General features: G+C 68.1%; 13 protein-coding genes. 5 read left to right on the top strand and 8 right to left on the bottom strand.

Annotation, left to right across the window (positions count from 1 at the left end):
• The first annotated feature begins 13 nt into the window (after positions 1 to 13).
• Positions 14 to 400, top strand: a complete 387-nt coding sequence (locus tag J2X06_RS02235) for an STAS domain-containing protein (RefSeq protein WP_310057693.1) — start codon at positions 14 to 16, stop codon at positions 398 to 400.
• A gap of 104 nt (positions 401 to 504) precedes the next feature.
• On the opposite strand, the gene J2X06_RS02230 is transcribed toward J2X06_RS02235, so the two are convergent.
• Entirely contained in the window at positions 505 to 2,793 is a 2,289-nt protein-coding gene (locus J2X06_RS02230) for an NADP-dependent malic enzyme (RefSeq protein ID WP_310057691.1), read from the bottom strand.
• A 124-nt stretch (positions 2,794 to 2,917) separates the two neighbouring features.
• Between J2X06_RS02230 and J2X06_RS02225 the strand changes: the two genes are divergently transcribed.
• A complete protein-coding gene (locus J2X06_RS02225) occupies positions 2,918 to 4,270 on the top strand; it encodes a hypothetical protein (RefSeq protein ID WP_310057688.1) in 1,353 nt (450 codons plus the stop codon).
• A gap of 260 nt (positions 4,271 to 4,530) precedes the next feature.
• Here J2X06_RS02225 and J2X06_RS02220 read toward each other — a convergent pair whose 3' ends face one another.
• Together J2X06_RS02220 and rsgA are read right to left on the bottom strand one after the other, a co-directional pair.
• Positions 4,531 to 5,793, bottom strand: coding sequence for a flavohemoglobin expression-modulating QEGLA motif protein (locus J2X06_RS02220; RefSeq protein ID WP_310061160.1), 1,263 nt, complete (start codon positions 5,791 to 5,793; stop codon positions 4,531 to 4,533).
• Between the two features lie 170 nt (positions 5,794 to 5,963).
• Positions 5,964 to 7,076 (bottom strand): ribosome small subunit-dependent GTPase A, encoded by a 1,113-nt coding sequence (rsgA, locus tag J2X06_RS02215; protein WP_310057686.1) that lies wholly within the window; start codon positions 7,074 to 7,076, stop codon positions 5,964 to 5,966.
• Between the two features lie 183 nt (positions 7,077 to 7,259).
• On the opposite strand from rsgA, the gene J2X06_RS02210 reads away from it, so the two are divergent.
• Positions 7,260 to 8,522 carry an aminotransferase class I/II-fold pyridoxal phosphate-dependent enzyme gene (locus tag J2X06_RS02210; RefSeq protein WP_310057684.1) on the top strand — a complete coding sequence of 421 codons (1,263 nt, stop codon included), beginning with the start codon at positions 7,260 to 7,262 and terminating at the stop codon, positions 8,520 to 8,522.
• 4 nt (positions 8,523 to 8,526) lie between these two features.
• Entirely contained in the window at positions 8,527 to 9,156 is a 630-nt protein-coding gene (locus J2X06_RS02205; protein ID WP_310057682.1) for an SGNH/GDSL hydrolase family protein, read from the top strand.
• Between the two features lie 54 nt (positions 9,157 to 9,210).
• Here J2X06_RS02205 and J2X06_RS02200 read toward each other — a convergent pair whose 3' ends face one another.
• Positions 9,211 to 10,098: a polysaccharide deacetylase family protein gene (locus tag J2X06_RS02200; protein WP_310057680.1), complete on the bottom strand. Its 888-nt coding sequence runs from the start codon at positions 10,096 to 10,098 to the stop codon at positions 9,211 to 9,213.
• Between the two features lie 80 nt (positions 10,099 to 10,178).
• On the opposite strand from J2X06_RS02200, the gene grxD reads away from it, so the two are divergent.
• On the top strand, positions 10,179 to 11,105 hold the full coding sequence (gene grxD / locus J2X06_RS02195; RefSeq protein ID WP_310057677.1) for a Grx4 family monothiol glutaredoxin: 927 nt from the start codon (positions 10,179 to 10,181) through the stop codon (positions 11,103 to 11,105).
• A gap of 85 nt (positions 11,106 to 11,190) precedes the next feature.
• Here grxD and J2X06_RS02190 read toward each other — a convergent pair whose 3' ends face one another.
• From J2X06_RS02190 to J2X06_RS02175, 4 genes are all read right to left on the bottom strand, one after another.
• Positions 11,191 to 11,742: a DUF924 family protein gene (locus J2X06_RS02190; protein ID WP_310057676.1), complete on the bottom strand. Its 552-nt coding sequence runs from the start codon at positions 11,740 to 11,742 to the stop codon at positions 11,191 to 11,193.
• A gap of 184 nt (positions 11,743 to 11,926) precedes the next feature.
• The gene (locus tag J2X06_RS02185; RefSeq protein WP_310057673.1) at positions 11,927 to 12,493 is read right to left on the bottom strand and encodes a lysozyme inhibitor LprI family protein; all 567 of its coding nucleotides are present in this window, start codon (positions 12,491 to 12,493) and stop codon (positions 11,927 to 11,929) included.
• A gap of 118 nt (positions 12,494 to 12,611) precedes the next feature.
• On the bottom strand, positions 12,612 to 13,022 hold the full coding sequence (locus J2X06_RS02180) for a GFA family protein (RefSeq protein WP_310057671.1): 411 nt from the start codon (positions 13,020 to 13,022) through the stop codon (positions 12,612 to 12,614).
• A gap of 190 nt (positions 13,023 to 13,212) precedes the next feature.
• Positions 13,213 to 13,989, bottom strand: a complete 777-nt coding sequence (locus tag J2X06_RS02175; protein ID WP_310057669.1) for an AMP nucleosidase — start codon at positions 13,987 to 13,989, stop codon at positions 13,213 to 13,215.
• Between the last annotated feature and the right edge of the window lie 74 nt (positions 13,990 to 14,063).

The following is a 14,063-nucleotide window of genomic DNA, read 5'->3' as shown; positions in this document are numbered from 1 at the left end:
TTAGGGGAACTCCATGGAACTGCAGATCCGCATCGATCCGGCGATCAACGGCAACCAGAAAGTCGCGCTGGGAGGCCGCCTGGACACGCACAGCTTCGATGAACTGGACCGGCGGCTGGCGCCGGTGCTGGCCTCCAACATCCAGTCGCTGGTGCTCGACCTGGCGGGGCTGGAATACATCAGCTCGGCGGGCGTGCGTTCGATCTTCAAGGCACGCAAGGCGCTGGCGACGCGCAACGGCAAGGTGCTGGTGCTCAATCCGCAGCCGCAGATCAAGAAGGTGTTCGACGTGGTGAAGGCGGTGCCGCTCAACGAGATCTTCACCTCGGTCGAGGAGGCGGACGCTTATCTCGACGTGATGCAGCGGAAGGTGCTGCGGGGCGGGGATGAGGATGAGTAGCCACTGAAGGTGGCTACTTCCGTTTGGATTGGCCGCGGCTGCGGCCCTCACCCCAGCCCTCTCCCGCACGCGGGAGAGGGGTAGTTACCGGCGCTCGGGCCGCTTCAGCCGCGCAGCGCGCGAATCTGCGCATCCACCGCCGCGATCGCGGTCATGTTGACCACGCGGCGCGGCGTCGAGGCCGGCGTCAGGATGTGCGCCGGCTTGTCCAGGCCCATCAGGATCGGACCGATGGCGACGCCGTCGGTCATCACCCGGATCATGTTGTAGGTGATGTTGGCCGCGTCGAGGTTCGGCATCACGAACAGGTTCGGCCGGCCCTTGAGCGTGGTGTTCGGGAAGATGCGGTGGCGCAGTTCCTCGTCCCACGCGGTATCGGCCTGCATTTCGCCATCCACCTCAAGCTTGGGCATGCGCTGCTTGATGATCTGGTAGACCTGACGCATCTTCGCCGCCGACGCGTTGTCGTGGCTGCCGAAGTTGGAGTGCGACAGCAGCGCGACCTTGGGCTCTACGCCGAACAGCTTCATGCGGTAGGTCGCCTGCAGCGTCGCCTCGGCGATCTGCTCGGCCGGCGGGTCGCACTGCACGTGCGTGTCCAGGAAGAACCACACGCCCTGGTCGTTGATCACGCCGGTCATCGCGGCCGTGCCGGTCACGCCCGGATCGAAGTCGAACACGCTGCGCAGGTAGCCCAGCTTCTTGTGGAAGCGGCCGACCAGGCCACAGATCATCGCGTCGGCTTCGCCGCGCTCGACCATCAGCGCGGCGATCAGCGTCGGACGCGAGCGCAGCAGGTTCTTGGCCGCGGCAGGGCTCACGCCGCGACGCTCGGTCAACGCGTGGTACTGCTGCCAGTAGCCGTCGAAGCGCGGATCGGAGTTGATGTTGGTCAGCTCGTAGTCGACGCCTTCGCGCATGCGCAGGCCCAGGCGCTTGATGCGCGTGTCGATCACTTCCGGACGGCCGATCAGGATCGGGAAAGCCAACCCCTCGTCGATCACCGTCTGCACCGCGCGCAGCACGGTCTCTTCCTCGCCCTCGGCGTAGACCACACGCTTGAGGTTGCTGCGGGCGCGGTCGTAGACCGGCTTCATCAGCAGGCTGGTGCGGTACACATACTGGCTGAGCTTCTCGACGTAGGCGCCCATGTCCTCCATCGGGCGCGTCGCCACGCCGGATTCCATCGCGGCCTTGGCCACGGCCGGCGCCAGCATCACAAGAAGGCGCGGGTCGAACGGACGCGGGATCAGGTAATCGGCGCCGAAGGTCGGCACGTCGCCGCCGTAGGCGCTGCTCAGGTCCGACGATTCCATGCGCGCCAGCGCGGCGATCGCGCGCACGCAGGCGAGCTTCATCTGCTCGTTGATGCCGGTCGCGCCGACGTCGAGCGCGCCGCGGAAGATGTACGGGAAGCACAGCGCGTTGTTGACCTGGTTCGGGTAGTCCGAACGGCCGGTGGCGATGATGCAGTCGGGGCGCACCTGCTTGGCGTCCTCCGGCAGGATTTCCGGATACGGATTGGCCAGCGCCAGGATGATCGGCTTCGGCGCCATGTTGGCGACCATTTCCGGCTTGAGCACGCCACCGGCGGACAGGCCGAGGAAGATGTCGGCGCCGTCCACTATTTCCGCCAGCGAGCGCTTGTCGGTGTCGCGCGCGTAACGCTGCTTGTCCGGGTCCATGTGGCCGCGGCCGGTGTACAGAACGCCGTCGCGGTCGACCGCCAGGATGTGCTCCGGCTTCATGCCCAGCGCGACCAGCATGTCCAGGCAGGCGATGCCGGCGGCGCCGGCGCCGCTGGTGGCGAGCCTGACGTCCTCGATCTTCTTGCCGACCACTTCCAGCGCGTTGAGCACCGCGGCGCCGACGATGATCGCGGTGCCGTGCTGGTCGTCGTGGAAGACCGGGATGTTCATCCGCTCGCGCAGCTTGCGCTCGACGATGAAGCACTCCGGCGCCTTGATGTCCTCCAGGTTGATGCCGCCGAAGGTCGGCTCGAGGCTGGCGATGATGTCGACCAGCTTGTCCGGGTCGCGCTCGTCGATCTCGATGTCGAACACGTCGATGCCGGCGAACTTCTGGAACAGCACGCCCTTGCCTTCCATGACCGGCTTGCCGGCCAGCGGGCCGATGTCGCCCAGGCCGAGCACGGCGGTGCCGTTGCTGATCACCGCCACCAGGTTGCCGCGGGCAGTCAGCTCGCTGGCAGTCCTGGGGTCGGCGACGATCGCTTCGCAGGCGAAGGCCACGCCCGGCGAGTACGCCAGGGCCAGGTCGCGCTGCGTCACCATCGGCTTGGTCGCGGTCACCCGGATCTTCCCGGGCGGACTCATGCGGTGGTAGTCGAGCGCGGCTTGCTTGAGATCGTTGCTGGACGGGGTATCGGACATCGGTCGGGAAACCACGGGGGGGCCGCCGATTCTAGCCGCTTCCCGAGACAGCCGAGGACGCCACGGTATGGCGGGCCCGCGACGCGTTGCGCAGAATGCGCCCTCCAAGACAAGGAAGGACACGATGCGCACACGCTTGGGGACGCCAGGGACCTCGCCGCAATGGATGCTTCTGGCCGCCACCTTTGCCTGCGTGCTGATCGCACAGGCGCCGCTGGTCCTGAATCCGGGCTACTTCAGCCACGATGAGTTGCAGTGGGCGGCATTCGCTGGGCACGACGCCCGCCTGATCTCGCGGCCGCAACTGTGGACCAACCTGCAGGTCTTCCAGTATCGACCGCTGACGTTCTCGCTGTGGCTGGCGTTGTCGAAGGCGTTGTTCGCGCATCCGCAAGCTTTCCACGGCGCAATCGTGGCCTGGGGCGCCGTCAACGCGGCGCTGCTGGCGCTGCTTCTGCGTCGCGTCGGCGTGTCCGTGGCGGCCTCGCTGGGCGGCGCTCTGGTATTCGCGCTGGGCCCGTTCGCCATGCATACCCACGGCTGGGTCGGCACGATCGGCGACCTGATCTGGGTCGGCTGCGCGCTGGCGACCGGTCTGCTGGCGCAGCGTGAGCGCGGCGCGGCCGTGACCGTCGCAGGCAGCGCGGTGCTGACCGCCATCGGCCTGCTGGCCAAGGAGTCGGCGATCGTGATCCCGGCCGTAACGGCACTGGGCTGGCTGCTGCTGGGCCGTCGCCGAGGATGGGCGCTGGCCACGGCCGGTGCCAGTGTCCCGGCCCTCGCCTATCTGGCACTGCGCCTGGGCGTGCTGCTGTTCTCGCCGCGCGAAGCCGCCAATTACGGCTGGAGCCTGGCGTTCGTGCCGCTGCGCTGGCTGGAGTACCAGTTGTACCCGTCGATCCCGACGCGGCTGGGGATCACCGGCCTGCTCGGCAAGGGCGCCGGCGATGCCCGGCTCTGGGTCGCCGGCCTGGTCTGGCTGGCGCTGGCCTGGACGTTCTGGCGCGTGGGGCCTCGCTGGCTGCTGGGGTTCCTGCTGCTGGGCGCGGCGGCGCTGGGACCGGTGCTGATCCTGGCCGAGTCGGCCAACCAGTACGGCTATGGCTTCGCCGCCGCAACCGCCGGCCTGGCCGCTGCGGCATGGGCGCGGGTGGACCGGACGGGGCGCATCGTGTTCGTGATCGCGGCGCTGCTGAGCGTCTGGCACGGCGTCAACGTGATGCGGCGGATGCACGAGATGGGCGAGCTGCAGGCGACGTTCTCGCCGGCGATGGCCAATGCCGTGGTCCATGCCGGCTCGCACCCTGTGCGCCTGCGGGCAGTGGATCCGGGGCAGCACTGGATCTACCTGCGCCTGATGCACGACATCCCGAGCTATGCCGGCGTCGCCATCGGCGAACGCGTGCAGCTCGTCGATACGGGCGCCGAGGCGGATTACGAGATCGGGAAGGACGGGGGGTTGCGGGCGTTGCGGTGACTACGAGAAGCCGAGCATGCGGCGGGAAGTGCGGACTGACTGCCGCGCAGAGCCTTCCCCACCTCCCGTTCGCCCTGAGCGTAGCGCAGCGAAGTCGAAGGGTGAGCGGATCGCGATCACCTCGCGCTTCGGCTTCGGCTTCGGCCTACCCTTCCTTCGACTTCGGGCCTTCGGCCCTACGCTTCCTTCGACTTCGGGCCTTCGGCTCTACGCTCAGGACGAACGGTGTCGGTGTCTTGTGTGAGGCCTGCTAAAGGCCGCTAAAGCTCCCCGAACGAATCCTCGGCGATGCTGGCCAGGCGAATCTTGTTGGCGAACAGCGAGAACGCCAGCATGCCGGCCAGTCCGTTCGCGCGGGCGATCCAATGCGGCAGCCAGCGCGCCGGCTTGATGATCCCCTGCACGAACAGCGGCTCGAAGCGTTGCACGTCGCCCAGCGTCATCTTGCCGGCGAACAGGTAGCGGCACATCTGCAGCTTCTGTTGGTGCAGCGCCCAGCGGAAGAACGTGTGCACGCAGACCAGGCCGCGCAGGTACACGGTGTCCTTGGTGAAGGCGCTGCCGCCATCGGTCGGCACGCCGCGGAACACGCGCTGCGCCGAGGCGAAGCTGTCCTCCGGCGACTGCCCGGCGGCGAGGAAAAAGCGGAACACCTCGACGAAATCGGCGCCGTCGAGCGCCTTGGCCACTGCCTCGATGCGCAGGCTGATGCGCTTCATGCGGCCGATGTCGATGCTGCCGGTGATCTGCTCGGCGAAGGTCGCCAGACCTTCCTGGGTCACGGTGACGCGTGGCGAGGACAACGCCAGGCTGGGCAGGACCGGTTGCTCGCGGCCGTTGAGGGCGGTCAGCGAATGCACGAAGGCCTCGTGCTGCAGCAACTGGTGGCGGTCGTAGTCGCTGAAGGCGGCGCCGTGGCGCAGGCGGATGCGGGTGGCGCCGGCGGCGGCCTTGGCGATCAGGTCCGGGTCCAGCTCGACTTCGATGACGCGGCCGTCGAAGTAGTCGTCCAGCTCGCGCTGCAGTTGCAGCTGCAGGGCGGTCGCCGAGATGGTGACGTGCTCGGCCGGCGACATCAGCTCGTGGTCGAGTTCGTCGGCGATGGAGATGAAGTGGTGCGCTGCTTCCAGCGTGGTCGGACCGTCGCCGGGCAAGGCCATGCCGGGATGCCCGAACAACTGGATCGAGTATTGGGTGACGGCCGGCGTGCCCAGTGCCTCGCACAGCGCCGCGGCGACGCCCCAGCTGCGCGCCGAATCGGCGACGTAATGCCCCAGCGGATGGTGCGGATCGGCGGCCTGCGCGATCGCGTCCAGTTCGCTGCGCGCTTCGCTGAAATCCAGCTTCGGGTACTCGATCTGCGGCAGCTTGACGCAGCCGCGCGCATAGTTGGCCAGGAAGCCCGCTTCCTTGTCGGCCGGCCAGCTCGCCAGTGCGAGCAGCTTGATGTCGCGCACCGCTGCGACCATCCGCGCATCGAGCGCGGCATGGTGGGCGACCTCCTGCGACATCACGTGCGACATCTTGTTCAAGGCGGCCTGCCGGCTTGGGCGCACTCATTGGGTGGCGCGCCGAAGTGTACGTCCAAAGCGCAATAGCCCTCTAACGCGGGCTGGAAGCTGAATAGCCGACTCACTTCCTTCGACTTCGGCCTGCAGCCTACGCTCAGGACGAACGGCGTCGGGTGTGTTGCTCAGCGCTTCCCGTATTTGTTCGGCGCCTTGCCCTGCACTTTCTCATCAGCCTTCTGCGCACGCCGGTTGGCAAGCCGGCCGGCGGCGCCGGCGACTTCGTCGCGCAGCTTGAGGTAGTTGGCGAAGCGCTGCGGATCGAGCTTGCCCGCCTCGATCGCGGCGCGGACCACGCAACCGGGCTCGCGCTCGTGCCGGCAGTCGCGGAACTTGCACTGCTCGGCCAGCGCTTCGACGTCGCTGAAGTTCTCGGCGACGTCTTCCTCGCCGGTGGGCTTGAGTTCGCGCATGCCCGGCGTGTCGATCAGGCAGGCCCCCGAGGGCAGCGGGATCAGCGCGCGATAGGTGGTGGTGTGGCGACCGCGTGAGTCGCTCTCGCGCACCGCGCTGGTCTTCATTCTCTCGACGCCGAGCAGGGTGTTGGTCAGCGTCGACTTGCCGGCGCCGGAACTGCCGACCAGCACCGCGGTGCGGCCAGGCTGCAACCACGGCGCCAGCGTCAGGATGCTCTGCGCGTCCTTGGCGTTGACCGCGCGCACGGCGACCTCCTGTGCGGCCAGTTCGACAAGCGCCGCCAGCGCGTCGGACACATCCTGCGTCTGGTCGGCCTTGGTCAGCACCACCACCGGTTCCACGCCGCCGCCGCGCACCAGCAGCAGGTAGCGCTCGATGCGGCGCGGATTGAAGTCCGCGTCCAGGCCGCAGACGACGAACACGGTGTCGACGTTGGCGGCGATCAGCTGCTGCTGGTAGTGCTCGCCTGCGGCGGCGCGCTTGATCGTGCTGTGGCGCGGCAGCAGCGCGACGGCCTTGCGGCTCTCGACCAGCAGCCAATCGCCCACGCCGGGGCGTTGCTCGATGGTGACGGTGCCCTTGCGGAAACCGGACGGCCGCTGCCATTCGGGCAACGACTCCACAGGGAAGGTCTGGTCCGGGCCATCGGCGACGACGTAGCCGCTGCGGTGCTGCTCGACCACCCGCGCCGGCCGTGACTGCGGGTGCGCGGCCATCAGGTCGCGCCAGGCCTGTTGCCAGTCCGGTGCCCCCGCCGGCCATGTCTCGCCGGCCGCGAGCGGCCAGCCGATCGCCTGCAAGGCGGCGAATTCGGAAGTCAAAAGGCGGCGGCGGTGGAAGTCATGCCGGGATTCTACATAGGGCAGTCGCGGCTGCGCTGCGCATGTCCATCGGTATCAGCCGGCGCGGCGCGAAAACAGCCGCAAATCCACGGGGCCGATGCGGTGCCGTTCACGCCGCTTTCGGCTAGTCTGGCAGTCCATTCGTCCCCCGTGCCCGCTGCAATGTCCCTGCCCCCGTTGAAGACCCGCGAACGCCTGTCCGAAGTCCGCTACGAGATCCGCGGAGAACTGGCCCGGCGAGCCCGCGAGCTGGAGGCCCAGGGACGCAAGCTGATCAAGCTCAATATCGGCAACCCGGGTGCGTTCGGTTTCCGCGCACCGGAGCACCTGCAGCGCGCGATCGCCGACCGCATCGCCGACACCGATCCCTACACCCACCAGCAGGGCCTGCCGGCCGCGCGCGAAGCCATCGCTTCGTTCCACAAGCAGCGCGGCACGCCCAACGCGAGCCCGGAGCGCGTGTTCGTCGGCAACGGCGTCAGCGAGCTGATCGACCTGTCGCTGCGCGCGCTGCTCAATCCCGGCGACGAAGTGCTGCTGCCCTCGCCGGACTATCCGCTGTGGAGCGCGGCGACCATCCTCAACGACGGCCGCCCGGTCTATTACCGCTGCCTGCCGGAGAACGGCTTCCTGCCCGATCCGGACGAGATCGCCCAACTGGTCTCCAGCCGCACCCGCGCGATCGTGCTGATCAACCCCAACAATCCGACCGGCGCCGCGTACCCGCGCGAGTTGATCGAAAAGATCGTCGCGATCGCCGCACGCCACAAGCTGTTGCTGATGAGCGACGAGATCTACGACTCGATCCTCTTCGACGGCGCGCAGTTCACGCCGGTCGCGCCGATTGCCGGCGATCTGCCCTGCCTGTCGTTCGGCGGCCTGAGCAAGGTCCACCGCGCCTGCGGCTGGCGCGTGGGCTGGGCGGTGCTGTCGGGCGATCCGGTCGCCAGCGGCAACCTGCACCACGCGATGGATCTGCTGGGCGCATTGCGCCTGTGCGCGAACGTGCCGGGCCAGTTCGCGATCGACGCCGCGCTGCACGGCGAGGACACCATCGCGCCGCTGTGCGCGCCGGGTGGCCGCCTGTACGAGGCGCGCCGCGCGGTGATCGAAAGCGTCGCCGCCAGCAAGCATCTGCAGCTGGTCGCGCCGGCGGGCGCGCTGTATGCGTTCCCGTCGGTGACTGGCGATGCAGCCAAGGGCTTCGACGACCACCGCTTCGCGCTGGAGCTGCTGGAGACCGAGGACGTGCTGGTGGTGCCCGGGTCCAGCTTCAACGTGCCCTATCGCAACCATTTCCGCGTGACGCTACTTCCGCAACCGGACGATCTGCGCGAAGTGTTCCGCCGCATCGAGCACCTGCTCGACCGCCATGCCGAACACAACGCCGGGCGTAACGCCGGGCAATCCCAGGCGGTGGCCTGAGGCCATGGTCGCCGCGCCGGCTCCCGCGTTGTCCTATCTCGCCCTCGGCGACAGCTACACCATCGGCGAAGGCGTGGCGGAAAGCGGACGCTGGCCGGTGCTACTGGCGCAGGCGCTGCGCGCCGAGGGCATCGCCCTGGCCGACCCGCGCATCATCGCCACCACCGGCTGGACCACCGACGAGCTGACCTGGGGCATCGACGGCGCCGAACCGCTGGGCGAGTGGGATTTCGTCAGTCTGCTGATCGGCGTCAACAACCAGTACCGCGGACGCAGCGCGGTGGGTTACCGCGGCGAGTTCGAGGATCTGCTCAAGCGCGCGATCCGCTATGCGCGCGGCCGCGCCGATCGCGTGCTGGTGCTGTCGATTCCGGACTGGGGCGTGACGCCGTTCGTGAAGACCACGCCTGCCAGGCCCGAGACCATCGCCGCCGAGCTTGATGCCTTCAATGCCGCCGCGCAGGTGGTGTGCGAGGCGCATGGCGTGGCTTTCGTCGACATCACGCCAGTGTCGCGCGAGCGCGGCGGCGAGGCGGAGATGCTGGCCGAAGATGGGCTGCATCCGTCGGCGGCGATGTATGAGCTGTGGACCGGGCTGGCCCTGCCGGTGGCGCGCGATTTGTTGTCGCGCTGAGGGTTGTTGCCGCGCTGGCGAACAGCGCCCCGGAAGAGGGCCAAAAGCGGCGATTCACGCGTTCGCGCTTTCGACCGGCTTCGACTCCGGAGACTCGGTCGTACCACCGACTTGACCGCCCCCAACCCCGCCGGCGGGTGAGGAAAGGTCTTCGATCTGTTGCGGCAACACGCACCGGTAGCCGCGCTCGCGCAACCGCTCCAGCAACAGCGCCAGCGTTTCCACATTGCGCCCGTGCGCCGCGCCTTCGTGCATCAACACGATCGCACCCGGCGCCAGGTCGCGGTCGATGCGCTCGACCACGCGCACCGGCTCGCAATGCACGCCGTCGAACCCGCGCGCCGACCAAGCCGCCCGCGCCAGGCCGTGCCGCTTCAGCGACGCCGCAACGAACGGGTTGCTCATGCCGACCACGGCGCGGAACCAGCGCGGCGGCGTGCCCGTGATCGCCGTCAGCGCGGCCTGCGCCTGGTCGATCTGCGCCCGCATCGCCCACGGCGGCAACGCCCAGAACCAGGCCTGCGGATGGGTGTGACTGTGCTGGCCGATGTCGTGGCCGCGCCGCACGATCTCCCGCACCAGCTCCGGCCGCGCCTGGGCGCGCTCGCCAACGAGGAAGAACGTGACGGCCGCGCCGTGGGCGTCGAGCAGGTCGAGCACGGCGGCGGTTTCATCGGACGGGCCGTCGTCGATGGTCAGCCAGACCGCGCGCTCGGACGTCGGCAGCCGGCTCAGCACCGGCCCAAGCAGGCGCGAGCGTGGCCACAACGTCGCCCAGATGACGGTCAGGTGGCTCACGACCATCGCCGGCAGGCCCATCTTCCAGCCCCAGCGCCACCACAGCGCGATCACCAGCAACTGCGAGACGGCGAAGACCCAGGCCCAGGCATGCGGATGGCGCGGCGGCTGGTGCAGCGGGCGCGACGAAAACGGCGAATTCATGCCCCATCGTACCTTGCGACGTAGACTGCCCGCCCCCACGTCTCACCCGCCCCCACCCGCATTCCTTCAGGTAGTCCGCCATGTCCCTCGACCCCGCGCTGCTTTCGCGCATCGAAACCCTGCTGCAGTCCAATCGCGTCGTGCTGTTCATGAAAGGCTCGCCCGACGCGCCGCAGTGCGGTTTCTCGTCCAAGGCCGTCGGCGTGCTGAACGCGCTGCTGCCGGAGGGCTACGCCCACGTCAACGTGCTGGCCGATGCCGATATCCGCGAAGGCATCAAGCAGTACGGCAACTGGCCGACGATCCCGCAGCTGTACATCGACGGCGAGCTGGTCGGCGGCAGCGACATCGTCGAGCAGATGGCCGGCAGCGGCGAGCTGCACAGCGCGCTCGGCCTGCCTGCCCCGGACCGCAGCCCGCCGAAGCTGACCATCACCCCGCCCGCGCTGGAGATGCTGCGCGGAGCCGTTGCCAACGCTGGCGAAGGCTATGCCGTGCAGTTGGACATCGACGCGCGCCACAACGCCCGCCTGCAACTGGCGCCGGTGGATCCCAACGCGGTGGCGGTCGAGATCGATGGCGTGCGCGTGCAGACCGACTGGATGCAGGCGCGCCGCGCCGACGGCATCAGCATCGACTGGGTCGATGACGAACGCGGCCGCGGCTTGATCGTGCACAACCCGCACGCGCCACCGGCGGTGCGCACGATCACGCCAGCCGAGACCGAAGAGCGCGTGCGCGCCGGCACGCTGCGGCTGGTCGACGTGCGTCCGGGCGAGGAGCGTGCGCTTGCCGCGGCCCCGGTCGCCTTCGACACCTTCGACAATGGCCTGGATTCGCTGGAAGCACTGCCCAGGGACACCGCGCTGGCCTTCCTGTGCCACCACGCCGGACGCAGCCAGCAGGCAGCCGAGCATTTCCGCGGCCTCGGTTTCCGCGAGGTTTACAACGTGGTCGGCGGCATCGATGCCTGGGCGGATCTGAACCCTGCGGTTGCCAAGTACTGATCGTCCGCGCACGCACCGCCATGACAACGCAGCCCGCGACCGCTCCGGTCGCGGGCTGTTTCGTTTTTGGGGTCACGCTACCGGTTCAGGTGAAGCCCCCTCCCGCATCGAGATACGCCTGCTCCTCCGCGGTGCTCTCGCGCCCCAGCACGTGGTTGCGGTGCGGGAATCGGCCGAAGCGGCGGATCACCTCGCAGTGCCGCTGCGCATAGTCGAGGTAGGTGCGGCCGTCGTCCCCCGGGATCGCGGCGGTGAGCGCCACGCCGTACTCCTGGTCGGCCAGGTGCTCGGAATGCTCCAACGGCATGTAGAAGAACACCCTCAACGCCGGATCGACCACGCGGTCGTAGCCGCGTCCCACCGCACGCACCGCGTAGTACTGCGCCAACGAATCGGTCGCGTAGGCGTGCGGACTGCCACGGAACACGTTGCGCGGAATCTGGTCGAGCAACAACACCAGCGCCAGCGCGCCGTCGGCGCTGTCCATCCAGTGCTCCAGCTCGCGCCGCGCGGCGGCGTGGTGAGCGTGCAGGAAATCCTCGCGGCAGCGCGCGTCGAAAGACTCGTCGCGACTGAACCAGCGGTCGCCGGCGTCGCGCCAGAAGGTCACTACGTCGTGGGCGGTGGCGGTGGTCATGGGGACGGCAACGGGAACGGGAGTCGAGGGAACAGCTTATCGGCCGGTCGCTACGATCGTCATTCCTGCGAAGGCGGGCTCCGCTTCAAATCGGCAAAAGGAGAGCATCCGGTGTCGTTACCCCGAAGACGCTGGATCCCCGCCTTCGCGGGGATGACGGCTCGGGACGACTGCTGCAACGCGCTCACACAGACTCGTCGCCCAACTGCGTTTCCAGCTCGTTGATCCACAGTTCGGTGATGCTCTCCAGCGTGACCGCATGGATCAACGGACGGATCGAGCCGCCCGAGTAGGACTGCGATACGAACCGCGCATAGCGTCCACGGAAATCCAGCCAGGTTCGCTGTGCCTCTTCGAAGATCGCCAGCGTTTCGTCGTCGAGCTGGCTGCGCAGGTGCGCCACCACGACCTGCAGGCGCGAGTCGGCGTGTCTGAACTCGTCGATCGCCTGCTGGTTCATGTCGTGCTGGGTGACCGCCTCGTCGCCGCCCTGTCGTGCGACTTCCTCGGCGCGGGTGAAATAGTTGTCGGCGATGCGCGCCGCGGTCTCGGCCTTGCCGATCAGGCGTTGCTCGAAGCGGCGCAGGTCGTCGAGGTTGGTGTTGGTGGTGTCCAGGCCCTGCTTGAGGTCGAGCAGCTTCTGGTTGCGCTCGATCGCCTCCACCGCGCCGCGTCGCTCAACCCGGCGCTGCACGAAATAGAACAGCCAGGTCAGCGCCGCGCCAACGACCAGGTAGATGAATTTGTCCATGACCCTTCCTCCCAGCTCCAGACCGACAGTGTGCCCGGAGGGCGTCGCTGGCGCTGCGAAGGCGTTTCCGCCTCCGAATGTCCCCGGATGCGGCCGGCGGCCTCACCCGGGACAACGCTTACAGATAGCTGGTCACGGCCGGCGGGTTCCACCAGTTGTCATTGCGCCCATCGGCGAAACGCACCGTGATCGCCGCCAGTTCTTCGGCGCTGATGTTGTCGATGCAGGCGATGTTGACGGTGACGAACTTGCCGCCCACTTCGGGAATGTCGCCCAGGCCATAGGGGCGCACGCCGCAGGTCTTGCAGAACGGCCAGTGCACCGACGAGGTGCTCTTGAACTGGTAGTCGGTGGTGGCGCTGGGCTTGCTCAGCAGGCGGAAGGCTTCGGGCTTGATCACCACGCCCCAATTGCGGGTCTTCGTGCAGATCGAGCAGTTGCACTTGCCGGTGCCGTGGCTGAAGTCGATATCGGCTTCGAAACGGACGGCGCCGCAATGGCAACTGCCGGTGTAAGTCTGGATGGGCATCGGTGACGATCCTGGTCGGCTGGATCGCGGAGATTACCGATGCGGTGTTGCGCAGGCTGCGACCACGGTTCCGCATTGATTACCGGAGCGGCGGCCCGCGCCGCCGTCGCTCGCCGGGCGACCGACGACGGGCTCGGGACCGGGCTCCGCGGTTGGCCAGCACGGTCCGGAGACCGCGGCAAACCGTCGGCTACTCGTCGAAGCGCAGGTGCTTTACCGACTTGCCGTTGCGGCGGATCAGCTTGAGCGCCTCGATGCCGATGGTGATGTGGCGGTCGACGAATTCCGAACTGACGCGAGCGTCGGAGGCCTCGGTCTTCACCCCTTCCGGAATCATCGGCTGGTCCGAGACCAGCAGCAGCGCACCGCTGGGAATGTGGTTGGCGAAGCCGGCGGCGAAGATCGTCGCGGTCTCCATGTCGATGGCCATGCAGCGCATCGTGCGCAGCCGCTCCTTGAACGCCTCGTCGTGTTCCCAGACGCGGCGGTTGGTGGTGAAGACGGTGCCGGTCCAGTAGTCGTGGCCGAGATCGCGGATCATCGTCGAGACCGCGCGTTGCAGCGCGAACGCGGGCAGCGCCGGCACCTGCGGCGGCAGGTAGTCGTCGCTGGTGCCCTCGCCGCGGATCGCGGCGATCGGCAGGATCAGGTCGCCGAGCTGATTCTTGCGCTTGAGGCCTCCGCACTTGCCCAGGAACAGCACGGCCTTGGGCATGATCGCGCTGAGCAGGTCCATCATCGTCGCGGCGTTGGGGCTGCCCATGCCGAAGTTGATCATGGTGATGCCGTCGGCGGTGGCGCTGGGCATCGGGCGGTCCAGGCCGATCACCTCCGCGCCGGTCAGGCGGGCGAAGGTGTGCAGGTAGCCGCCAAAGTTGGTCAGCAGGATGTGTTCGCCGAACTGGTCCAGCGGCACGCCGGTGTAGCGCGGCAGCCAGTTGTCGACGATCTGTTCCTTGTCCTTCATCGGGAGTGTCTCCTCTTTTTTTGTCGTGTATGGGCGGACATCCGGCGACCTGCACTTTGCGAAATCGGGCGGCA

The organism is Lysobacter niastensis (assembly GCF_031457115.1).
Taxonomy (GTDB): Bacteria; Pseudomonadota; Gammaproteobacteria; order Xanthomonadales; family Xanthomonadaceae; genus Lysobacter_J; species Lysobacter_J niastensis_A.
This window is presented reverse-complemented; position numbering and strand designations above follow the sequence as displayed.